Annotated in this window: 21 protein-coding genes; 13 read left to right on the top strand and 8 right to left on the bottom strand. The window is 72.7% G+C overall.

Translation table 11 applies throughout. The annotated features are described in order from the left end of the window. From G3I54_RS05865 to G3I54_RS05895, 7 genes are all read left to right on the top strand, one after another. Positions 1–848: ABC transporter permease subunit (locus tag G3I54_RS05865; protein WP_164611830.1), on the top strand; the 848-nt coding region annotated here is incomplete at its 5' end. Then, positions 836–1744 (top strand): ABC transporter permease subunit, encoded by a 909-nt coding sequence (locus tag G3I54_RS05870; protein WP_203685566.1) that lies wholly within the window; start codon positions 836–838, stop codon positions 1742–1744. The genes G3I54_RS05865 and G3I54_RS05870, both read left to right, overlap by 13 nt. 14 nt (positions 1745–1758) lie before the next feature. Continuing rightward, positions 1759–2934 (top strand): ABC transporter ATP-binding protein, encoded by a 1176-nt coding sequence (locus G3I54_RS05875; protein WP_239144253.1) that lies wholly within the window; start codon positions 1759–1761, stop codon positions 2932–2934. Continuing rightward, complete coding sequence (locus tag G3I54_RS05880) at positions 2931–3623, top strand: HAD family phosphatase (RefSeq protein ID WP_164611832.1); 693 nt, start codon at positions 2931–2933, stop codon at positions 3621–3623. Before G3I54_RS05875 ends, G3I54_RS05880 begins: the two co-directional genes overlap by 4 nt. Before the next feature lie 340 nt (positions 3624–3963). Continuing rightward, positions 3964–6675: a pyruvate, phosphate dikinase gene (ppdK, locus tag G3I54_RS05885; protein ID WP_164611834.1), complete on the top strand. Its 2712-nt coding sequence runs from the start codon at positions 3964–3966 to the stop codon at positions 6673–6675. A gap of 681 nt (positions 6676–7356) precedes the next feature. Beyond that, positions 7357–8394: a helix-turn-helix domain-containing protein gene (locus G3I54_RS05890; RefSeq protein WP_164611836.1), complete on the top strand. Its 1038-nt coding sequence runs from the start codon at positions 7357–7359 to the stop codon at positions 8392–8394. A 134-nt stretch (positions 8395–8528) separates the two neighbouring features. Further along, on the top strand, positions 8529–8939 hold the full coding sequence (locus tag G3I54_RS05895) for a VOC family protein (RefSeq protein ID WP_164611837.1): 411 nt from the start codon (positions 8529–8531) through the stop codon (positions 8937–8939). Between the two features lie 57 nt (positions 8940–8996). Here G3I54_RS05895 and G3I54_RS05900 read toward each other — a convergent pair whose 3' ends face one another. The 3 genes from G3I54_RS05900 to nirB all read right to left on the bottom strand — a co-directional run bounded on the left by G3I54_RS05900 (position 8997) and on the right by nirB (position 13298). Further along, positions 8997–10163, bottom strand: a complete 1167-nt coding sequence (locus G3I54_RS05900; RefSeq protein WP_164611838.1) for an alkaline phosphatase PhoX — start codon at positions 10161–10163, stop codon at positions 8997–8999. A 151-nt stretch (positions 10164–10314) separates the two neighbouring features. Continuing rightward, the gene (nirD, locus tag G3I54_RS05905) at positions 10315–10674 is read right to left on the bottom strand and encodes a nitrite reductase small subunit NirD (protein WP_164611839.1); all 360 of its coding nucleotides are present in this window, start codon (positions 10672–10674) and stop codon (positions 10315–10317) included. Further along, positions 10674–13298 (bottom strand): nitrite reductase large subunit NirB, encoded by a 2625-nt coding sequence (nirB, locus tag G3I54_RS05910; RefSeq protein WP_164611840.1) that lies wholly within the window; start codon positions 13296–13298, stop codon positions 10674–10676. Before nirB ends, nirD begins: the two co-directional genes overlap by 1 nt. Before the next feature lie 167 nt (positions 13299–13465). Here nirB and G3I54_RS05915 point away from each other — a divergent pair, with 167 nt between their 5' ends. Further along, a complete protein-coding gene (locus tag G3I54_RS05915) occupies positions 13466–14257 on the top strand; it encodes a TSUP family transporter (RefSeq protein WP_164611841.1) in 792 nt (263 codons plus the stop codon). 15 nt (positions 14258–14272) lie between these two features. Here the strand turns inward: G3I54_RS05915 and G3I54_RS05920 are convergent, their stop codons facing one another. The 4 genes from G3I54_RS05920 to G3I54_RS05935 form a co-directional block, all read right to left on the bottom strand. Next, positions 14273–14905 (bottom strand): class F sortase, encoded by a 633-nt coding sequence (locus G3I54_RS05920; protein ID WP_164611842.1) that lies wholly within the window; start codon positions 14903–14905, stop codon positions 14273–14275. Between the two features lie 82 nt (positions 14906–14987). Then, a complete protein-coding gene (locus tag G3I54_RS05925; protein ID WP_164611843.1) occupies positions 14988–15533 on the bottom strand; it encodes a hypothetical protein in 546 nt (181 codons plus the stop codon). Between the two features lie 371 nt (positions 15534–15904). Next, positions 15905–16372: a DUF5990 family protein gene (locus tag G3I54_RS05930; RefSeq protein ID WP_164611845.1), complete on the bottom strand. Its 468-nt coding sequence runs from the start codon at positions 16370–16372 to the stop codon at positions 15905–15907. 57 nt (positions 16373–16429) lie between these two features. Then, positions 16430–17233 (bottom strand): aminotransferase class IV family protein, encoded by an 804-nt coding sequence (locus G3I54_RS05935; RefSeq protein ID WP_164611847.1) that lies wholly within the window; start codon positions 17231–17233, stop codon positions 16430–16432. 82 nt (positions 17234–17315) lie between these two features. On the opposite strand from G3I54_RS05935, the gene G3I54_RS05940 reads away from it, so the two are divergent. From G3I54_RS05940 to G3I54_RS05950, 3 genes are all read left to right on the top strand, one after another. After that, the gene (locus tag G3I54_RS05940; protein ID WP_164611850.1) at positions 17316–17930 is read left to right on the top strand and encodes an NAD(P)H-dependent oxidoreductase; all 615 of its coding nucleotides are present in this window, start codon (positions 17316–17318) and stop codon (positions 17928–17930) included. 71 nt (positions 17931–18001) lie between these two features. After that, positions 18002–18343 carry a divalent-cation tolerance protein CutA gene (cutA, locus tag G3I54_RS05945; RefSeq protein ID WP_164611852.1) on the top strand — a complete coding sequence of 114 codons (342 nt, stop codon included), beginning with the start codon at positions 18002–18004 and terminating at the stop codon, positions 18341–18343. A gap of 8 nt (positions 18344–18351) precedes the next feature. Further along, the gene (locus G3I54_RS05950) at positions 18352–18825 is read left to right on the top strand and encodes a gamma-glutamylcyclotransferase family protein (protein WP_164611854.1); all 474 of its coding nucleotides are present in this window, start codon (positions 18352–18354) and stop codon (positions 18823–18825) included. A gap of 62 nt (positions 18826–18887) precedes the next feature. Here the strand turns inward: G3I54_RS05950 and G3I54_RS05955 are convergent, their stop codons facing one another. Continuing rightward, positions 18888–19610: an ElyC/SanA/YdcF family protein gene (locus tag G3I54_RS05955; RefSeq protein WP_164611922.1), complete on the bottom strand. Its 723-nt coding sequence runs from the start codon at positions 19608–19610 to the stop codon at positions 18888–18890. 375 nt (positions 19611–19985) lie between these two features. On the opposite strand from G3I54_RS05955, the gene G3I54_RS05960 reads away from it, so the two are divergent. Together G3I54_RS05960 and G3I54_RS05965 are read left to right on the top strand one after the other, a co-directional pair. Then, entirely contained in the window at positions 19986–20918 is a 933-nt protein-coding gene (locus G3I54_RS05960) for a sirohydrochlorin chelatase (protein WP_164611856.1), read from the top strand. 54 nt (positions 20919–20972) lie between these two features. Next, on the top strand, positions 20973–22331 hold the full coding sequence (locus tag G3I54_RS05965; RefSeq protein WP_164611858.1) for a deoxyguanosinetriphosphate triphosphohydrolase: 1359 nt from the start codon (positions 20973–20975) through the stop codon (positions 22329–22331). Positions 22332–22364: the final 33 nt, after the last annotated feature.

Genomic DNA, 22364 nt, shown 5'->3' on the forward strand with positions numbered 1-22364 from the left:
CCCGCCGCCGGCCGCCCCGGGCCTGGCTCGGCGCGCTCCCGCTGCTCGTCTTCGCCGGGCTCTGCTTCGGACTGCCCGCCGGGGCCCTGTTGTACGGGGCGCTCACTCGCACCGACCCGGTCGCCGGGACCACCGAGATCACCGGCGAGCACCTGGCGCGCTCGCTCCAGGGGCCCTACCTCACCTCGCTCACCGGCAGCGTCCAGCTGTCCGCGCTGACCGCCGCGCTCGCCACCGTGCTCGGGGTGCTGATCGCCCAGGCCGTCGTCACCTCCCGGCGCGGCGCGCTGCGCGGCGCGGTGCTCACCGCCTCCGGGGTGCTCGCCAACTTCGGCGGGATCCCGCTCGCCTTCGCCTTCGTCGCGACCCTCGGCATCTCCGGGGTCGTCACGGAGATCGGGCACCTGGACGCCCTCGGCTGGAACCTCTACTCCTTCACCGGGCTCACCGTCATCTACCTCTACTTCCTCGTCCCGCTCATGGTGCTCGTCGTCGTCCCCGCACTGGACGGGCTGCGCCCGCAGTGGCGGGAGGCCGCGCTCAACACCGGGGCCTCCACCTGGCAGTTCTGGCGCCATGTCGGCCTGCCGGTCCTCGCGCCCTCGCTGCTCGGCGGCTTCGTCCTGCTCTTCGGCAGCGCCTTCGCCGCGCATGCCACGGCCGCCGCCCTGGTCGGCGGCTCCGTCCCGCTGGTCACCCTGAAGATCGCCGACGCGCTCTCGGGCAACGTGCTGGTCGGCCAGGAGAACGTCGCCCTGGCGCTGAGCCTCGACATGATCGTGATCGCCGGACTGGTGATGGCGGTCTACCTGCCCCTCCAGCGACGGAGTTCCCGATGGCTGCGCTGACCCCGGTATCCCCTGTTACCCCGGCTCCCGTCGCCGCCCCGGCGAAGACGGCCCGGCGCCGCCCGCGCTACTGGCGCGGGGCCGTGCTCACCGTCGCCGGGCTGTACTTCCTCACCCCGCTGGTCTCCTCGTTCGTCTTCACCGTCCAGGTGCCGAACCAGGGCGTCACCTTCGCCGCGTACAGCGGGATCCTGTCGGCCGACGGCTTCACCGAGAGCCTGTTCCTCTCGCTCTCCCTCGCCGCCGCCACGATCGCGCTGGCCCTGCTGCTCGTCGTGCCCGCCCTGGTCGCGGTCCGGCTCGGGCCGCCCCGGCTGCGCGCCGTCGTCGAGATCGTCTGCATGCTGCCGCTGGTGGTGCCGCCGATCGCGCTGGTCACCGGGATCGCCACGGTGCTGCGCTGGGGGCCCGACCACTTCTCCCGCACCCCGCTCTACCAGACCTTCCTCGCCGTGCAGAACGAGTCGTTCCCGGTGGTGCTGGTCCTCGCCTACACCGTGCTGGCGCTGCCCTTCGTGCACCGCTCGCTGGACGCCGGACTGCGCGCGGTCGACGTGCCCACGCTGGTGGAGGCGGCCCGGAACTGCGGGGCCGGGCGGCTGTACGTGATCCTCCGCGTCATCCTGCCCAATCTGCGGTCCTCGCTCGCCGGGGCCTCCTTCCTCACCCTGGCGCTGGTGCTCGGCGAGTACACCGTCGCCTCGCTGCTGGGCTTCCGGCCCTTCGCGGTGTGGATCGTCTCCGTCTCCGGCGCCGAGGCCCGGATGTCCGTCGCGGTGTCCCTGCTCAGCCTGCTGATCACCTGGGCCCTGCTGCTCGTCCTCTCCCGCGCCGGAACCGGCTCGTCCGCCGCCGTCCCCGCCGCCGCCCCCACCCCCGTACCCGGCAAGGAGTAGCACCCATGTCAGCCCTGCCAGCCCTGCCCGCCCCGTCCACCGCCGCCGCCCGACGCCCCGATCCGGCGCGGGCCGCCTCGGCCGCCGACGGGCGCGCCGTTACCGGAGCCCGGGTGGAGTTCCGCTCGCTGCGCCGGGCGTTCGGCCCGACCGTGGCCCTCGACGGACTCGACCTCACCGCCGAACCCGGCGAACTGCTCGCCCTCCTCGGCCCCTCCGGCTGCGGCAAGACCACCGCGCTGCGGGTGCTCGCCGGCTTCGAGCAGCCGGACTCCGGCGAGGTCCTGGTCGACGGCGAGGACATCCTCGGCATCCCCGCCAACCGGCGTGACGCCGGCATGGTCTTCCAGTCCTACAGCCTCTTCCCGCATCTGAACGCTCGCGACAACGTGGCCTTCGGCCTGCGCGTACGGAAGGTGTCCACCACCGAGCGGCACGCCACCGCCGCCGAACTCCTCGACCTGGTCGGGCTGCCCGACCACGGCGGACGCTTCCCGCACCAGATGTCCGGCGGACAGCAGCAGCGGGTCGCCCTGGCCCGCGCGCTCGCGCTGCGGCCCCGGGTGCTGCTGCTGGACGAACCGCTCTCGGCACTCGATGCCAAGGTGCGGCTTTCGCTCCGCGAGGAGATCCGCCGCCTTCAGCTGTCGCTCGGGATCACCACCATCTTCGTCACCCATGACCAGGAGGAGGCCCTCTCCATGGCCGACCGGGTCGCCGTCCTCAACGCGGGCCGCCTGGAACAGTGCGCGCCCCCGGCCGAGCTGTACGAGCGCCCCGCCACCGCGTTCGTCGCCGAGTTCGTCGGCACCATGAACCGGCTGCCGGGCCGGCTGACCGGGACCGGATCGGTCGAGGTCGCGGGCGCCACCCTGCCGGTCGACGGCGAGGCCCCGGCGGGCGGCGGGCCCGTCGACGTGCTGATCCGGCCCGAGGGCATCCGCGTCGAGGCCGACCCCGAGGGCACGGCCACCGTCGTCTCCGCGTCGTTCCTCGGCTCGGTCACCCGGGTCCTGCTCGACCTCCCGGACGGCGTCGCGCTCAAGGCCGACCTCTCCTCCCGCGACGCCGCCGACCTGCTGCCCGGCGTACGGGCCCGGGTCACGCCCGTACCGCGTCCGGTGCTCGTCGTCCCCGCCACCCCCGCCGTCCCCGTAACGGGTGAGCGGACCGGGAAGGCGGCGGCATGACGACGCCCGCCGCCGTCCTCTTCGACATGGACGGCACCCTCGTCGACACCGAGGTGCTGTGGTGGGAGACGGCCGACGAGGTCGCCGCCGGACTCGGCCACCGGCTGTCCGCCGCGGACGCGCCGGAGGTCGTCGGCCGGGCCGTCGCGGACACCGCCGCTCATCTGATCGGCGTCACGGGCACGGCGGCCGACGCGCTGGACGGCGTGGCCGCCGAGCTGACCGCGTCCTTCTTCCGCAAGGTCGACGCGGGCGCCCCGCTGCGCCCCGGGGCCGCCGCGCTGCTCACCGCCCTGGAGCGGTCCCGGGTGCCGTTCGCCCTGGTCAGCGCCTCGCCCCGGAGCGTGGTGGACGCGGTGGTGGCGGGGTCGCTGGCGGGGGCGCCCTTCGCCTTCACGCTGTCGGCCGACGACACCGTACGGACCAAGCCGCACCCGGACCCGTACATGGCGGCGGCGACCCGGTTCGGCGTCCCGGCCTCGGCCTGTGTCGCCGTCGAGGACTCCCCGGACGGCACCGCATCCGCTCACGCCGCCGGGTGCGCGGTGCTGGTGGTGCCCTCGCTGCTGCCGGTGGAGCCCGCGCGGGGTCGGACCTTCGCCCGTAGCCTGGAAGAGGTCGACCTCGGGGTGCTCAGTGACTGCCTGAGGCGTCCGGATCCTGAAATCCTGGGTCCGAAACCGGCGTGATTCGCGCCACCCTTGATCAGGGTTGCGCTCAGATGAGCGAAATCAACATGGCTGCACTTCTGGAAGACGTGGCACTCAGTGCCACCTTGCTGGCTTCGAGAAGTGGACTCACCTGGTGAGCAAGGCGCTCACCTGAGCGGTAATGGTCAAGTTTCGGCCATGCTGCCTTCAGGAGGTGAAGGCAAGAGTTCAGGTGCTTCGGCCGGGCGGCCCTTTCGATCTGCTGGCGGACGGGTGGTTGCGGCCGTATGACGACCACGTGGACGTACCCATACACCTTCGATCTGGGTATGTTCCTCGCCGTCAGGGCAGCCACCGCGTCCTCGAGGAGTCGAGACCCGTGTCGGAAAACAAAGATCCCCAGAAGTTCGTCTACGACTTCACCGAGGGCAACAAGGATCTGAAGGATCTTCTGGGCGGCAAGGGCGCCAACCTCGCCGAGATGACCAACCTCGGGTTGCCCGTCCCTCCGGGCTTCACGATCACCACCGAGGCCTGCAAGGTCTACCTGGAGAGCGGCGACGCGCCGACCGCGCTGCGCGACGAGGTGAGTGCGCACCTCACGGCGCTGGAAGAGCGCATGGGCAAGCGGCTCGGCCAGGCCGACGACCCGCTGCTGGTCTCCGTCCGCTCCGGCGCCAAGTTCTCCATGCCCGGCATGATGGACACGGTCCTGAACATCGGCCTCTCCGACGCCTCGGTGGCCGGTCTCGCCACCCAGTCCGGCGACGAGCGCTTCGCCTGGGACTCCTACCGCCGCCTCATCCAGATGTTCGGCAAGACAGTCCTCGGCGTCGACGGCGACCTCTTCGAGGAGGCCCTGGAGGCGGCCAAGCACGCCAAGAAGGTCAGCATCGACACCGACCTCGCCGCGGCCGACCTCAAGAAGCTCGTCAAGCAGTTCAAGAAGATCGTCGAAACCCAGGCCGGACGCGAGTTCCCGCAGGACGCGCGGGAGCAGATGGACCTGGCCATAAACGCGGTCTTCGACTCGTGGAACACCGACCGGGCCAAGCTCTACCGCCGCCAGGAGCGCATCCCCGGCGACCTCGGCACGGCCGTCAACGTCTGCTCGATGGTCTTCGGCAACCTGGGCCCCGACTCCGGTACGGGCGTCGCCTTCACCCGCGACCCGGCCAGCGGCCACCAGGGCGTCTACGGCGACTACCTCCAGAACGCGCAGGGCGAGGACGTCGTCGCCGGTATCCGCAACACGGTGCCGCTCGCCGACCTGGAGTCGATCGACAAGAAGTCGTACGACCAGCTCATGCAGATCATGGAGACCCTGGAGAACCACTACAAGGATCTCTGCGACATCGAGTTCACCATCGAGCGCGGTCAGCTCTGGATGCTCCAGACCCGGGTCGGCAAGCGCACCGCCGGCGCCGCCTTCCGCATCGCCACCCAGCTCGTCGACCAGGGCCTGATCGACGAGGCCGAGGCCCTCCAGCGGGTCAACGGCGCCCAGCTCGCCCAGCTGATGTTCCCGCGCTTCGACGACGAAGCGAAGACCGAGCTGCTCGGCCGGGGCATCGCCGCCTCGCCCGGCGCCGCCGTCGGCAAGGCCGTCTTCGACTCGTACACCGCGATCAAGTGGTCCCGCTCCGGCGAGAAGGTCATTCTGATCCGCCGCGAGACCAACCCCGACGACCTCGAAGGCATGATCGCCGCCGAGGGCATCCTGACCTCGCGCGGCGGCAAGACCTCGCACGCGGCGGTCGTGGCGCGCGGCATGGGCAAGACCTGTGTCTGCGGCGCCGAGGACCTGGAGGTCGACACCAAGCGCCGCCGGATGACGGTCGGCGGCACGGTGATCGAGGAGGGCGACCTCGTCTCCATCGACGGCTCCACCGGCAAGGTCTACCTCGGCGAGGTACCCGTCGTACCGTCGCCGGTCGTCGAGTACTTCGAGGGCCGGATGCACGCCGGGGCCGACGACGCCGACGAGCTGGTCGCCGCCGTGCACCGGATCATGGCGTACGCGGACCGGGTGCGCCGGCTGCGCGTGCGGGCCAACGCCGACAACGCCGAGGACGCGCTGCGCGCCCGCCGCTTCGGCGCCCAGGGCATCGGCCTGTGCCGCACCGAGCACATGTTCCTCGGCGAGCGCCGCGAGATGGTCGAGAAGCTGATCCTCGCGGACACCGACGACGAGCGCGAAAGCGCGCTGGCGGCTCTGCTCCCGCTCCAGAAGGCCGACTTCATCGAGCTGTTCGAGTCGATGGACGGACTGCCCGTCACCGTACGGCTGCTCGACCCGCCGCTGCACGAGTTCCTGCCCGACATCACCGAGCTGTCCGTGCGCGTCGCGCTCGCCGAGTCCCGCAAGGACGCCAACGAGAACGACCTGCGCCTCCTCCAGGCGGTGCACAAGCTGCACGAGCAGAACCCGATGCTGGGTCTGCGCGGTGTGCGCCTGGGCCTGGTCATCCCCGGCCTGTTCGCCATGCAGGTCCGCGCGATCGCCGAGGCCGCCGCCCAGCGCAAGAACGCCAAGGGCGACCCGCGCGCCGAGATCATGATTCCGCTCGTCGGCACGGTCCAGGAGCTGGAGATCGTCCGCGAGGAGGCCGACCGGGTCATCGCCGAGGTCCAGGCGGCCACCGGCACCGACCTGAAGCTGACCATCGGCACCATGATCGAGCTGCCGCGCGCCGCGCTGACGGCGGGCCAGATCGCCGAGGCCGCGCAGTTCTTCTCGTTCGGCACGAACGACCTGACCCAGACCGTGTGGGGCTTCTCCCGCGACGACGTGGAGGCCTCGTTCTTCACCGCGTACCTGGAGAAGGGCATCTTCGGGGTCTCCCCGTTCGAGACCATCGACAAGGACGGCGTCGGTGCGCTGGTCCGCAGCGCCGTCGAGGCCGGCCGGGCCACCCGCCCGGACCTCAAGCTCGGCGTCTGCGGCGAGCACGGCGGCGACCCCGAGTCGGTGCACTTCTTCCACGAGGTGGGCCTGGACTACGTGTCCTGCTCGCCCTTCCGCATCCCGGTCGCCCGCCTTGAGGCAGGCCGGGCCGCAGCCGAGTCCCGGGGCAGTGACAGCCGCTGACCCGGACTCACCGGTCCGGGGTGCACGAACACCCCGGATCTCCTGGGCAGGGCTGCACGAACAGCCCTGCCCACCGACCAAGGGCCGCGAAGGCCCCGCCGAGAAGCGGCGGCACCCTGTGCGGGGGTGCCGCCGCTTCGCCTTGTCCTGACGTGTGACGGCGCTGGGGCGGACCTGAAGGCCGCGCCTGCGCCGACCGGAAGTGACCGGCGGTAAAGGGCCGGGTGTGCCGGGAAGTGACCGGCGGTACGGGAGTGGCGTGCGCGGAAATGACCGGCGGTACGGGGAAGCCGTCAGGAGTGCGCACCGAATGCCGCGCGAGGAATGTGGCGCAGAGCACATTGCTTCGTTTAATGCGCAAAGAAATTCGGGTGACGACCGGGGGACCGGGGTGCGGTCCATGGATCCCCACCCATGAACCGCACCCGGCTTACCCCCGTCGGGTACGGAGCCGCACCGTCGCCCACCGCCGCCGAACACACAAAGCCCCCCACGGCCTTCACGTGCTCATCCGGTGGGCACCGGATGCGTACCCGACGTCGTACAGCCTCATCGGTGAAGCGGAACGGGGCGACACCTTTCACTTCTGGCCGAAACCCCGTGGTGACCTCCTGTGACGGTCCGCATACCCTTCGGTGGGGGCAATTGCGGATGCAACAGAATGCAACAGGTGGGGGAGTAGTGCTGCGTATCCATGTGTCCAGGCTGGACCTTTCACGGGTGCGGATGGCCACGAGGCCGGACGCGCTGTGGGAAACCATTCTCAGTTTTCACCGGCTCAGGGACCGGCGCGCTTCGACGGTGTTCGGGAAATGGCGTACGGAATCCCGGGCGCGGTTGAATGGTGAAGCACAGCTGCTGGCGGCGGTCGTTCCGCCCCGCGGCTATTTCCCGGATTTCCTGACGCCCTCTCAGGAAGGCGCCGAGCCTTTCGGGCTCGACGTCGGAATGGAGGCACTGCGCGACACCCCCGCCGACCGCGTCCACGCGGAGCTGGAACTGCTGGCCGCCGGGCGCGTACGGCAGCGGGCAGACCGGTCGGTCGGTCAGCGGGCCGCCGGTTCGGGCAGGGCGGGCGCGGGGCTGCCCGCCGCGCTCATGGAGGGCCGCGCCGAGCCGCTCGCCCGGCTCATCGGAGCCCTCCGCAGCTACCACCACGCGGCCGTCGAGCCCTACTGGCCGCACATCAGGGCCAGCATCGAGGCGGACCGCGCCGTGCGCGGCCGGGCCCTGCTGGACGGCGGCGCCGACGGGCTCCTGGGCACCCTGCCGCCGATGATCCGGTGGCGCTCGCCCGTGCTGGAGGCGGACTACCCGGTCGACCGCGATCTGCACCTGGACGGGCGCGGGCTGCTGCTCCAGCCGTCCTTCTTCTGCCGGGGCACCCCGGTCGTCTACCGCGACCCCTCGCTCCCGCCGGTGCTCGTCTACCCGGTCACCAACCCCGGCGCCCCGGTCTTCGCCGAGCCGGGCCCCTGGCTCGGCCGGCTCGTCGGCCACACCCGCTCGGCCGTCCTCTCCTCCATAGGCAGCGGCTGCACCACCAGCGAACTCGCCCGCCGCGCCGGGGTGTCGCTGGCCTCCGCGAGCCAGCACGCCTCCGTGCTGCGCGAGGCCGGCCTGGTCCTGACGCTGCGCCACGGCAGCTCGGTCCTGCACACGCTGACCCCGCTCGGCGGCTCCCTGCTGCGCGGCGGCGCCCCGCTCGCCCTGCCCTGAGCGGCGCTCCGAAGCCCGGTCGTGAAATCCGTCCGCCGATCGGCGATGAGTTCCGCACGGCCCCGCCGTCTAACCATCGAAAGCGCCGGACGGACCACCGCGGGCGCCACAGGACAGAGGAAGAGGAAACGACCATGGCTCAGATGATCTTCGTGAACCTGCCGGTGAAGGACCTGGAGACCACCGTGGGCTTCTTCGGCAAGCTCGGCTTCACGACCAACCCGCAGTTCACCGACGACAAAACCGCGTGTCTGGTCATCAGCGACACGATCTTCGCCATGCTGATGACGGAGCCGCGCTTCAAGGAGTTCACCAAGAAGGACGTCGTCGACGCCTCGCGGGCGACCGAGGTCATCCTCGCGCTCAGCGCCGACAACCGCGAGAAGGTCGACGAGATCGCCGACGCGGCGCTGGCCTCCGGCGGGTCCCCGGCCGGCGAGACGCAGGACCTGGGCTTCATGTACGGCCGCTCGTTCCAGGACCCCGACCACCACATCTGGGAGGTCATCTGGATGGACCCGGCCGCCGTCGAGGGTCAGGCCTGAGCCGCGGGGCGTGCGCCGGAGCCGTCGAGGAGCACCGGCGCACGCGGGGTGTCCGCGTCAGCTGCGGAACGGCCCCTTCACCTCGTACGTGATGCCGCCGGAGGAGCTTCCGCTGGTCCCGCGCTGCGAGGAGAAGTAGAGGCGGGTGCCGTCCGGCGAGAACGCGGGCCCGGTGATCTCCGAACCGGACTGGCCGGTGATCCGCAGGAACGGGGCCACCGTGTCGTCCGGCGTGATCAGGCAGATCTCCATGTTCCCGCCGTCCTCCGCGATGTACAGGTCCCCGGATCCGGACCGGGTGACGTTGTCCACGCCGGTCAGCGGGGCGGAGCCGCCCGTCACCAGCGAATCGTCGTAGGCGAGCGAGATCGACGAGGCGTTCGCGTCGTACGCCCACACCCGGTTGTCGCCCTTGGTGGTGAACCAGCAGGTGCCCGCAGCGTAGAAGCAGCCCTCACCGCCGTTGAACACCTTCGCCCCGGACACCTGGTGCCGGGTCTGGGTGGAGGAGGCGGCCGGGTCCGGAACGTTCGCCCAGCTCACCGGACCGGAGGTGGCCGTGCCCGCCACCAGCACCTGAAGCGTGCCGCTCGACAGATTCCCCCAGGTCGTGGGCCGGAAGCGGTAGAAGCGGCCGTCGCTCTCGTCCTCGGTGAGATAGACGTAGCCGTGGTCCGGATCGGCGGCGGCGGCCTCGTGCTTGAAGCGGCCCATCGCCGGCCGCCGCACCGCCGCGTTCACCCCCCACGGGTCGGTCTCGTACACATAGCCCCGGGTGACCTCCTCGCAGGACAGCCAGGTCTTCCAGGGGGTGGCGCCGCCCGCGCAGTTGTTGTTCGTGTCGCCCAGGATCCGGTACGCGGAAGTCACCGTCCCCGACGAGTTGAACTTCACCGCGCTCGCCCCGCCCCCGCTGCCCGGGGACACCTCGGCGTTGGAGACGTAGATCCAGCCCGAGCCGTCGGCGTACGTCGCGCCCCCGTCGGGCGCGCTGTGCCAGCGGTAGGAGGTGCCGGGCACGGTCTGCCCGGAGCGGGCGATCACGCGGCTGGTGAAGCCGCTCGGCAACTGGATGCCGTCGCCGTTGGCCGCCTGGAGGGCGCCGTACGGGCCGGGGGCCGGCTGGGCCGGGTCGGCGAAGGCGGCGCCCCGCCACAGCGTGCCGCCGAAGGCCGCCGCCGAGCTGCCGATCACCGCGGTGCGCAAGAAGGTCCGACGTTCCACGATCACTCCACGCATGAGTGTGGCCCGCCGCTCCGGACGGACCGGCGGGTCGCGCGTGAGGACTGTAGGAGTACGGAGTTGACGGAGCATCAAGGGCAGATGAACGGGCGGCGGATGGCATGCGCAGGCCATCCGCCGCTTTCGGGGGGTGTCAGTCCGCCCGTACGGTGAACACCGGCACCGCCGCCTCCTCGTCGTCCAGGCACGCGCCCGTCGCCAGGTCGAAACGCTGCTTCAGCAGCGGCGAGGCCACGAACGGCCGCCCGCCCGCGGAGCCGAGCAGCCCGCGCGAGAGGACGTACGCCCCGGTGAACGGGTCCCGGTTGCCGATCGCGTACACCCGGCCGGCCCGGTCCATGAAGACGGCCGCCTGGTCCCCGTCCGGCAGCAGTACCGCCACCCCGCGCCCGGGGGTCAGCAGCTCCCGTTCGCAGACCGTCAGCCAGTCCTTCCCGTGGGCGAGCCGGACGACTCCGGCGCCCCGCGCTGTCGTGATCGTCGCAGCAGCCATCAGGATGCGGTCCCTTCGAGGGTGCGGACGGCGAGCACGGGTCCGGCGAGCAGCTCCAGATCTGGCTTGATCTGATCCCTCTCCGGAACGAACCTCACCGAGGGATCGGGGGCGTCGGGCGCGTTGACGAAGGTGACGAAGCGGCGCAGCCGCTCCGGGTCCTCGATGGTCGCGGCCCATTCGTCGCGATAGCCCGCGACATGGTCGGCCATCAGCCGCTCCAGCTCCGCGCAGAGCCCCAGCGAGTCGTGGACGACCACGTCCCGGACGTGGTCCAGGCCGCCGTCGATCCGCTCCAGCCAGGCCGAGGTGCGCTCCAGACGGTCGGCGGTACGGATGTAGAACATCAGGAACCGGTCGATCAGCCGCACCAGTTCGGCGTCCGAGAGATCCTGCGCCAGCAGGTCCGCGTGGCGCGGAGTGGCCCCGCCGTTGCCGCCGACGTACAGATTCCAGCCCTGGGCGGTGGCGATGATCCCGAAGTCCTTGCCCCGGGCCTCCGCGCACTCGCGGGCACAGCCGGAGACCGCCGACTTCAGCTTGTGCGGGGAGCGCAGGCCCCGGTAGCGCAGCTCCAGATCGATCGCCATCCGCACCGAGTCCTGCACGCCGTAGCGGCACCAGGTCTGCCCCACACAGGACTTCACCGTGCGCAGCGACTTCCCGTACGCGTGCCCGGACTCGAAGCCCGCGTCCACCAGCCGGGTCCAGATCAGCGGCAGTTGGTCGACCCGGGCGCCGAAGAGGTCGATGCGCTGACCGCCGGTGATCTTCGTGTAGAGGCCGAAGTCGCGGGCCACCTCGCCGATGACGATGAGCTTCTCCGGGGTGATCTCGCCGCCCGGGATGCGCGGCACGATCGAGTACGACCCGTTGCGCTGGAGGTTGGCGAGGAAGTGGTCGTTGGTGTCCTGGAGCGCCGCCTGCTCGCCGTCCAGCACATAGCCGCTCGCGCCGACCGTGGGCGCCAGCGAGGCGATGACCGAGCCGACCGTCGGCTTGCAGACCTCGCAGCCGTCGCCGCCCCGCGCCTCCTCGCGGCCGTGCGAGTCGAGCAGGGCGGCGAAGGAGGTGACCTCCAGGGTGCGGACGATCTCGTACAGCTCGCTGCGGCTGTACGGGAAGCAGCCGCACAGCCCCGCCTCCTCCGGCGGCGGCATCAGCTGCCCGATCACCTTGAGGCAACTGCCACAGCCTGTACCGGCCTTGGTGCACTTCTTCACCTCGGGCAGGGTGGTGTGCTCGCAGATCGCGCCCTTGGTCACGTTGTGGCAGGAGCAGATCACCGCCTCGTCCGGCAGCGCGGCGGCGCCGAGCGCCACCGGTCCGCCCGCCCCGGCCGGCAGCACCAGCTGCTCGGGGGCGACCGGCGGCACCGTGCCCGTCATCGGCCGCAACATGCCGTACTGTTCCGCGTCCCCGACCAGCACCCCGCCCAGCAGCGTCCCGTCCGGGCCCATCACCAGCTTCTTGTAGACCCCCGACCGGGCGTCGGAGTAGACGACGTCGAGCGACCCCTCGGCGCTCCCGTGCGCGTCGCCGAACGAGGCCACGTCCACGCCGAGCAGCTTCAGCTTCGTCGACAGGTCCGCCCCGGTGAACGCGGACCGCCCGCCCGCGATCACCTCGGCCGCCGTCCGGGCCATCTCGTAGCCCGGCGCGACCAGCCCGTACACCCGGCTGTCGGCGGCCAGCGCGCACTCGCCGATCGCGAACACCGCCGGGTCGGAGGTCCGGCACGCCTCGTCCACCACGATCCCGCCGCGCTCCCCGACCGCCAGACCGCACTCCCGGGCCAGCTGATCGCGGGGCCGTACGCCCGCCGAGAAGACGACGAGATCGACGTCGAGCGAAGAGCCGTCGGAGAGGGCCATCCCGCTCACCGCGCCGTCCGCGCCCGCCAGGACCTCCTGCGTACCGACCCCCGTGTGCACGGCGAGCCCCATGTCCTCGATGGTGCGGAGCAGCGCCGCGCCGCCGCCCTCGTCCACCTGGACCGGCATCAGCCGGGGCGCGAACTCCACCACGTGGGTGGCGAGTCCGAGCCCCTTCAGCGCCCCGGCCGCCTCCAGGCCGAGCAGCCCGCCGCCCACCACCGCACCGGTCGCCGCGCCCTTCGCGTACTCCTCGATCGCGAGCAGGTCCTCGATCGTCCGGTACACGAAACAGCCCCGGGCCTCCTTCCCCGGCACCGGCGGCAGATACGGGTACGAGCCCGTCGCCAGCACCAGCGTGTCGTACGGGAACACCGCCCCGGACCGCGCGGTCACCGTCCGTCCCGCCCGGTCGACGCCCGTCGCCGGGTCGCCGACGTACAGCTCGATGCCGTGCCGGTCCATGAAGTCCGGCTCCACCAGCGAGAGCTCCTCGGGGCTGCGCCCGTCGAAGTACGAGGTGAGCCGCACCCGGTCGTAGGCGGGCCGGGGCTCCTCGCAGAGCACGACGACCCGGGCGCCGCCGGCCGCCGGGGTCAGCCCGCGGTCGGCGAGGGCCTCCAGGAACCGCTGTCCGACCATGCCGTGCCCGACGACCACGATCGTCGGAACGACGCTGTGCGCCGGGGCGTTCGGGGTGCTGTCCGAGGCGGCGGCGGTGGTGCGCGGCTCGAAGGTGGGCTCCGGCATCTCAGTGGCCTCCGTCGGTTGTCCTCATGCCCCGAGCCTGGGCGGGAGGTGTTACCCGGCCGCATCCCGGCTGTTTCCCGGGCGGAACCTTGCGCTCAGCGGCCGGGCAGGGGCCCTGTGAGGGACCGGGTGAGGAGGCATGGGCGACAGGCGTCTAGTGTCGGTTCGTGCCTGACATAACCCTGACGACCCTGATCCTTCTCTGCCTCGCCGCGGCCGCCGCGGGCTGGATCGACGCGGTGGTGGGCGGCGGCGGGCTGCTGCTCCTGCCCGCGCTGCTGCTCGGCCTGCCGCACGTCCCGGCCGCCCATGTCCTCGGCACCAACAAGGCCGTCGCGATCGTGGGCACCTCGGGCGCGGCCGTCACCTTCCTGCGCAAGGCGCCGGTACGGGTGGGGCTTGCGGTGCGGGTCGGGCTGATGGCCCTCGCCGGGTCGATGACCGGGGCGTTCTTCGCCGCCGGGATCAGCAGCGAGCTGCTCCGCCCGGTGATCATGGTCGTGCTGCTGGGGGTCGCGGCCTTCGTGATGCTGCGCCCGTCCTTCGGTACGGCGGCGGCGGGCGACGGCACGGACCGGCCGGTCACCCGGGCCCGGATCGTCACCGCGATCGTGCTGGTCGGCGGCGGCATCGGCTTCTACGACGGGCTGTTCGGGCCGGGCACCGGTACCTTCCTGGTCCTGGCCCTGACCGCCGTGCTCCACCTGGACCTGGTGACCGCCTCGGCCACCGCGAAGATCGTCAACGTGTGCACCAACGCGGGCGCGCTGGCGATGTTCGCGTACCAGGGCACGGTGCTGTGGCAGCTCGCGGCCGTGATGGCGGTCTTCAACCTGGCGGGCGGGATGATCGGGGCGAAGATGGCGCTGAGCCGGGGGAGCGGCTTCGTCCGGGCGGTGCTGCTGACGGTGGTGTTCTCGCTGGTCGCCAAGCTGGGCTTCGACCAGTGGAACGCGTGAGAACGGCAGGACTTCTCAGCGCACGTCCGTCAGGTGCGCGTACGCCACCACGTTGCCCTGGTAGCCGGTCTCCTTGGAGAAGCCGCCGCCGCAGGTGATCAGCCGGAGCGAGGCGTGCGGCGAGTCGCCGTAGACGCGCTGGTCGGGGAAGTCGTCGTTGTCGTAGACCTCGATGGCGTCGATCGAGAACACGGCCGTACGCCCGTCCTTGCGGACCACCTCGACGGCGGTGCCCTTGGTCAGGGCCCCCAGGGCGTAGAAGACGGACGGGCCGTCCGCGTTGTCCACATGCCCCGCGACGATCGCGGTGCCCCGCGCGCCGGGCGGGACGCCGTCCGCGTACCAGCCCGCGAGGTTGCGGTCCTCGTCCGGCGGTACGTCGAGGCTGCCGTCGGCGGCCAGCCCCAGCCGGGTCATCGGCGCGTCCACCTCGATGCTCGGGATGCGGATACGGACCGGCTCGGAGCGGTCCAGCGGCTCGGCGACCGGGGAGCCGGGCTGGAGCTGGGGCCCGGCGGCGAAGGCCTGGGCGCTGGAGGGCTGCGGCGGGATCAGCTGGCCGCCGGGGCCGTTCTGGATGAGCCAGATGCCGCACAGCACGGCGATGCCCACCAGCCAGCCCTTGGCCTTCTGCGCGCTCGGTGACACGGCGTCGTCCTCGGTCGGTGGTCCGGGGCGGGCGGGGCGCGCTCGGGGACGCGCCCCGCCCGGTCAGGGGGGAAGCGGTGGTTCAGCTTCCTTCGGCGCCCTCGGAGCGGCGGCGCAGCAGCCACAGCCCGCCGACGGCCGCGAGGCCGATCACGCCGACGCCGAGGGCGACCTGCGTGGAGTTCGGTTCGACGCTGCCGCCGACCCCGGTCCGCACATGGCCGGACGGGCGGTCGTGGATGGGCTTCTCGTGCTTGCCGCCGCCGATCACCTCGAGGTCACCGACCGCGTCCTTGCCGTTGTCGCAGGAGACGATGATCTCGTAGGTGCCGGGCCGGGTGTCGTGCGGCACGGTGAACTGGCCGACCACGACCTCCTTGTGGGTGCCGGGGCGCACCTCGAAGTCCCCGGCGTCCAGGGAGTTCGCGTCGCCGATGCCGGAGCCCTTCTTGCCGCAGGCGGTGGTGTTCACGGTGACGGTGGCGCCGGGGGCCGCGGTCGCCGGGGTGATCTCCAGACGGCCGAAGTCGCCCGCGTACGCGGACGGAGCGGCGGCGGTGAGACCGAACGCGATGACGGTGAACGCGGCACCGACGGTGCCGGTCACGAGGCGGGCGGGACTGCGCATGGGGATCCTCCGGGCAGACGGCGCGAGCGGGTGTGTCCTGACCCGAGCCAACGGGGACGGGGCCCACCACGCCTTCTGACGTCAGGTCAGCTTTCACCCGTACGGACCGGCGCGGCACCCTTGCCGGAATGGATCACCGCAGGTCGCGGCGGTGCGACTGGGCCGTTCGGTCCGTGCTGCCGCGCCGGGTGCCGATCGGGTGAGGCGCGTACGGTAAGTGTGACGCACGTCACATGAATGACCTCGCGGGCCCCGGGCACACGCAAGACACCCCCCACGGGACGGATCCCCGCCCCCCACGGCACCCGCCCCCACCGGTCCACTCCCCCTGGACCGGTGGGGGCGGTGTCGGATCCGCCTCCGGCCCCCGCTCACCCCTCGTCGGTGGCGGCGGCGCTCCAGACGATCTGCGGCGGACGCACCCGGGCGCACAGCGGCTGACCCTTCGCGTCGGTGAGCCCGAGCCGACCGGTGAGACGCCCGGAGCGCGCGGCGGCTTCGAGAACGTCCGGGTCGATGTCGCTGAACATCAGTTTGGCGCGCCGGAACATGGTGAAGACCCCGGCGTCGTCCACCGTGCCCCAGGACAGATAGACGAACCGCCCGCCCAGCCGGTTCTGGACGTACGGCCCCGACACCTCGATCCCGTCCGCCGTCGCGGTGGCCGTGCAGTCGAGCACCCACGAGGCGGCGGAGGCGTCCCCGGGGTGCAGACCGAGCAGCTCGCCCGGCCGGTCCTTGCGCTGGACGCCGACGTGGATGTTCTCGTACCCGGGGAAGTCGCTGTCCGGGCCGCAGCTGCGACCGGGAAGGGCTGAGGCCTCGATATGGATCTGCATGCCCCCATGGTCCGGCACGGCCGAACCGCCGGCCCCCGCCTTTCCGGGCGGGCGGTCTCAGACGGCGTCCTCCGGAGCGCTGTCGTACACCGCGCGCAGGTCCTTCATCAGCTCCTCGTCGACCGTGAAGTCGACGCCGTCGATCCGCCGCACCGGCGCGATGCCCTGCGAGTTGCAGACGAAGGCGGACCGGTAGCGGGCCACCCCGTCCGGGCCCTCCAGCGTCACCGGGCGGCGCACCGACGGCCGTCCGGCCCGGGTCAGCTCCCGCTCCAGCAGCGCCATCGTGATGCCGGTGAGCGCCGGGGCGCCGGGCCACACCACCGAGGCCCCGTCCCAGAAGCCGATGTTGGTGACCGCCCCCTCGGTCACCACCCCGCCCGGCGCGGTCAGCAGCGCCTCGTCGAACCCCGCCCGCCCGGCCAGCACCCCGTAGTACGTCTGCCCGAACTCGCCCGGCCGCTTGAGGTGCGGAGCCGTGCGCGCGTACGGCACCGACATCAGGCTCCGCGCCCCGGACGGCATCGCGGCGGGCTCGCGGACCGCCACCATCAGGGTCGTGCGCGTCGCGCCGGGCGGCAGGTAGCCGTGCACCCGCACCGAGGCGTCCCGCCGCCCCGCACCGTCCAGGGCGTGCCGGATCAGCTCCCGCACCCGGTCGCCGTCCAGCGGCAGTTCGAACAGTTCCCGGTTCGCGGCGTCCAGCCGGGCGAGGTGCAGCGCGAGCCCGCGCGCCTTCCCGTCCCGCACCTGGAGGGCGGTGAAGTGGCCGAAGCCGTACAGCGCGGGGATCCGCAGGGTCTCCTCGGTGGCCGGGCGGCCGTCGAACTCGATGTGGGGCGTGGGCGGGGGCGTCGTCATGCGGCCACCGTAGGCGTGCTGGTCCGGGCCCGGGCCGCCGGGGCTTGACCTCAACCACGGTTGAGGCTGAAAGCTCGACGCCATGGACACCACAGCCGCATCCACGCCTTCCGCTCCGACCGCCCCCCTCAAGGTGGCCGTCATCCTCGGCAGCAACCGCGACGGCCGCTTCGGTCCCGTCATCGCCGACTGGTTCCTGACCCGCGCGGCCCGCCACCCCGGCGTCGAGACCGAACTGATCGACGTCGTCGAGGCCGACCTCCCCACCGCCATCACCTTCACCCCCGGGCCCGAGGAGACGGCACGGATCGGCGCGGTCTCCGCCCGGCTCGCGGCGGCCGACGCCTTCGTCGTGCTCACGCCCGAGTACAACCACTCGTTCCCCGCACCGCTGAAGTCCCTCATCGACTGGCACCGCGACGAATGGCAGGCCAAGCCCGTCGCCTTCGTCAGCTACGGCGGTATCTCCGGCGGACTGCGGGCCGTCGAACACCTCCGGCAGGTCTTCGCCGAACTGCACACCGTCACCGTCCGCGACACCGTGTCCTTCCACAACGCCGGCGTCCTCTTCGACGACGAGGGGCGCCATCTGGACCCGGAGCCCGCCGACGCGGCGGCCAAGACGCTGCTGGACCAGCTGGTGTGGTGGGGCGCCGCGCTGCGCGACGCCCGGAATCTCCGTCCGTACGGCGCCTGACGCCCCGTGGGCCGACAATCGCATCGAAGGCCCACGGGCAGGGAGCCCGCCGTAATCCGAGGAGATCGACGATGACAGCGCCGCCGGCATGGCTGACCGTACTGACCACGACCGACAGCGAGGACAAGGCCCAGGCCCTGGCCCGGTCGGCGGTGGAGGCCAGGCTGGCGGCCTGCGCGCAGATCTCCGCCCCCGTCACCTCCGTCTACCGGTGGCAGAACGCCATCGAGACGACCGAGGAGTGGCAGGTGCTCTTCAAGACGACGTCGGAGCGCTACGGCGAGCTGGAAGAGCACATCCAGCAGGAGCACGACTACGACACGCCGGAGATCATCGCCCTGCCGGTGGTCCGGGGCAGCGCCCGCTACCTCGGCTGGGTGACGGCGGAGACGGCGCCCCCGGCAGCCCTGTGACGGCGACCATGTCCACGACCGTTCCCGGCGGACCCGTCGCCGCCGAGCTGCCCTTCTTCGTGTACGGGACGCTGCTGCCGGGCGAACCCAACCACGACCTGTTCCTCCGGGGCCGTACGGCGGGGGAGCGGCCGGCCGTGCTGCCCCGGGCCCTGCTCTACGACGGCCCCGGCTACCCGTACGCGATCGAGGGCCACGGCCGCGTCCACGGCACGCTCCTCGTCGCCGCGCCCGGGGTGTACGGGGAGCTGCTCGGGCTGCTGGACCACCTGGAGGAGTTCCTCGGCCCGGGCCACCCGCGCAACCTGTACGAACGGGTCGTCCGCGAGGTCGAGCTGCCGGGCCCCGGCGACGGGGCGGGCGAGTCCGTGCGGGCCTGGGTCTACCTCGCCGCGGCCGCGGTCACCCGCTCGCTGCGGACCGGCGGCGTCCTCATCCCCGAGGGGCGATGGGGCACCGGCCGTACGCCGGACACGCCCTAGACCCGACCTCAGGGTTCACCCGCCCGGAGCAAGCGGTCGACGCCGCGCTCCGGGCGGGCCCGTCAGCGTGCCCCGGCGGCCAGCGCCTCCGTCACGCCCGGCTCCCGCGGCCCCAGGAAGCGCGGGTCGGGCCGGAACAGGGCGTCCAGGGCCGCCTTGCCCGAGGCCGCCAGCTCCCGGGCGCCGCCGTAGTACCAGACCGAATCCCGTGGTTCGTCGACCCCGACGCCGTACGCGTCGATCCCGGCGGACCGGCACAGCGTGACCGCCCGGTGAATGTGGAAGCCCTGGCTCACCAGCACCGCCCGGTCGACGCCGAAGATCTTCTTGGCCCGGACGCAGGAGTCCCAGGAGTCGAATCCGGCGTAGTCGCTCACGATCCGTTCGTCGGGCACCCCGCGCCCGGTGAGATACGTGCGCATCGCGTCCGGCTCGTCGTACTCCACCCGGCTGTTGTCCCCGGTGACCAGGACGACCTTCACCTTCCCGGTGCGGTACAGCTCGGCCGCCGCGTCCAGCCGGTGCGCGAGGTACGGGGTCGGCCGGCCGTTCCACAGCCCGGCGCCGAACACCACGGCGACCTCCCGCGCCGGGGCGTCGGCCGTCGTGCCCACCCGGTCGCCGGCCTCCAGACGCATCCAGGTCGCGGGCACCAGGGCCAGCACACAGGCGGCCATCAGCCCCTGCACCAGCCGCCGTTGGACCCGCCGGGTGCGCGGCAGCCGCAGGACGGGCCGGGCCGGCCACCGGACCTCCTTCAGCCGCCGCCCGAGTCGCTCGACCAGCCCCAGCCGCCCGACCAGCCCGAGTCGCTCGAACAGCCGGAGCCGCCCGACCAGCCCGAGCCGCCCGAGCGCCTTGCGTCTCTCGCCGGTCTCCCCGGCTTCCCCGGTCCTCCCGGCTTTCCCGGCCTTCCCGCGCACCAGAACCCCCACCCGTCAACCCCCACCAGTCCGTCGTCCGGCGCACCCGTGTCCGTGTGCGCCCTGCGCCCCCACCTCATCTGACGCCCGGAATGCCGCAAAGGTTCGCCCGCCGCCCCGGTTGTGGCATCCGACACCGGCGTACGCACACCGCGCCCGGCCCCGCCGTGAGGCGGCGGAAAACCCCCGTGACCCTCGCGCAACGGCCCGGCAACCTCCGCCCGGCACCATCGGTCCATGACGGAGCAGGCCCCGGAACAGCCTCATCAGTCGCCCCCGCTGCCCGACAGCACCGCGCAACTCCTCACCCGTATCACCGACCGGCTCGGCGCCCAGCTCAGCCTCGTCTCCCGGAACGGAACCCGCAGGCCCATGCACCGCACCCGGCAGCACGACCGCCCCGCCCCGGACCCCGGCGGCGCGCCCGCCCCGTCCCTGGTCGCCGTGGCGCACGGCAGCCGCGCCCCGGAGGCCCTGGGCACCGTGCTGGCCCTCCTGGACCGGGTGCGCGAGCTGCGCCCCGGCCTCGACGTCCGGCTCGGCCACATCGAGTTGAACCGGCCGCTGCTCCCGGACACCCTGGACGGCCTGCGCGGGGCCGACGCCGTCCTCGTACCGCTGCTCCTGGGACGCGGCCAGCACGTCAAGCGCGACCTGCCCGCCAGGGCGGCCGCCGCCCCCGCCGTACGGACCCGGATCGCCGCGCCCCTCGGCCCGCACCCCCTGCTCGTCGAAGCGCTGTACGGGCGGCTCGTCGAAGCCGGCTGGGACTCCGCCGACCAGGGCGGGCGGGGCGCCGCCGTGGTCCTCGCCGCCGCCGGATCCCGCGACCCCGACTCCGCCCAGGACACCCGGCGCACCGCCCGACTGCTGGCGATGCGCCTCGGCGCGCCCGTCGTCCCCGCGTACGCCTCCGCCACCACGCCCACCGTCCCCGCCGCCCTGCGCGCGCTGGCCGCCCGAGGACGCCACCGGGCCTTCGTCGCCTCGTACTTCACCGCCCCCGGCCGCTTCGCGAGCGCCTGCGCCCAGGCCGCCCCGCACCGGGCCGCCGCCCCGCTCGGCGCCCACCCGGCGATGGCCCGCCTCCTGCTGCACCGCTACGACCAGGCGGTGCGGACCCCGGGAGACGTCCGGGCCGACGCGGTGAGCCTGCTCGCTTCCGCCTGACGTCCCGGGCCCGCTCGCGTCCGGTTGTCCGTCCCGGTCGCTAATGTCGGAACCATGGACGGCACACAGGGCGCACCCGGGGCAGAACCGGCACACGGCACACAAGGCACACAGAGCGCACAGAGGGCCGCGGGGTCGAGCCCCTACGGCTCCGCCGACACCGAGCGCTTCGACACCGAGGAGGACAAGCGGCCCGGCCGCACCGCCTTCCAGCGCGACCGCGCCCGGGTCCTGCACTCCGCGGCCCTGCGCCGGCTCGCCGGAAAGACCCAGGTGGTCACGCCCGGCACCCGCTCGCTCGTCTGGGACGCCAGCCCCCGCACCCGCCTCACCCACTCCCTGGAGTGCGCCCAGGTCGGCCGCGAGCTCGGCGCGGTCCTCGGCTGCGACCCGGACCTGGTGGAGACGGCCTGCCTCGCCCACGACATGGGCCACCCGCCGTTCGGCCACAACGGCGAACAGGCGCTCAACGACTTCGCATCCGACTGCGGCGGCTTCGAGGGCAACGCCCAGTCGCTGCGCCTGCTGACCCGCCTGGAGCCCAAGCGCTTCGTCCGCGACCCGCGCACCGGCGACCTGGTCAGCGTCGGCCTCAACCTCACCCGGGCCGCCCTGGACGCCGCCACCAAGTACCCCTGGCCGCGCGGCGCGCACCCCACCGACCCGCACTCGGTCAAGTTCGGGGTGTACGCCGACGACCTCCCGGTCTTCGCCTGGGCCCGCAAGGGCGCCCCCGAGGACCGCACCTGCTTCGAGGCACAGGTGATGGACTGGTCCGACGACGTGGCGTACAGCGTGCACGACTTCGAGGACGGGCTGCACGCCGGGCACATCGACCCCAACTGCCTCTACGCCGAGCCGGAGCGCGAGGAGATCTGGGCCGTCGCCATCGGCCGGTACGTCCCGGCCGGCACCGACCCGCAGGAGCTGTCCGAGGCCCTGGACCGGCTGATCGACCAGGACTGGTGGCCGCACGGCTACGACGGCTCCGCCGTGGCCCAGGCCCGGCTGAAGGACGCCACCAGCCAGCTCATCGGCCGCTTCTGCACCGAGGCCGAGACCGCGACGCGCGCGGTGTACGGCCCCGGCCGCCTCGGCCGGTACGGCGCCGAGCTGGTCGTCCCGCGCGCCGTGCGCCACGAGTGCGCGGTGCTCAAGGCGGTCGCCGACCGGTACGTCATGCAGCGCGCCGAGCAGGAGACCCTCCGCGCCGACCAGCGCATCGTGATCGCCGAGCTGGCCGCCGCCCTCACCTCCCGCGCCCCCGAAGGCCTGGAACCGCACTTCCGCGCCCTGTTCGACCAGGCGCCCGACGACCACGCCCGCAAGCGCGTCCTCGTCGACCAGATCGCCGCCCTCACCGACGCCTCCGCACGATCCCTGCACGCCGCGCTCACCGCCCGTCGCGGCTGACCGGCAGACTGGAAGGGGCCGGACATCTGACCA

Origin of the sequence: Streptomyces sp. SID14515, assembly GCF_010548505.1 — a bacterium.
GTDB classification, from domain to species: Bacteria; Actinomycetota; Actinomycetes; order Streptomycetales; family Streptomycetaceae; genus Streptomyces; species Streptomyces caviscabies.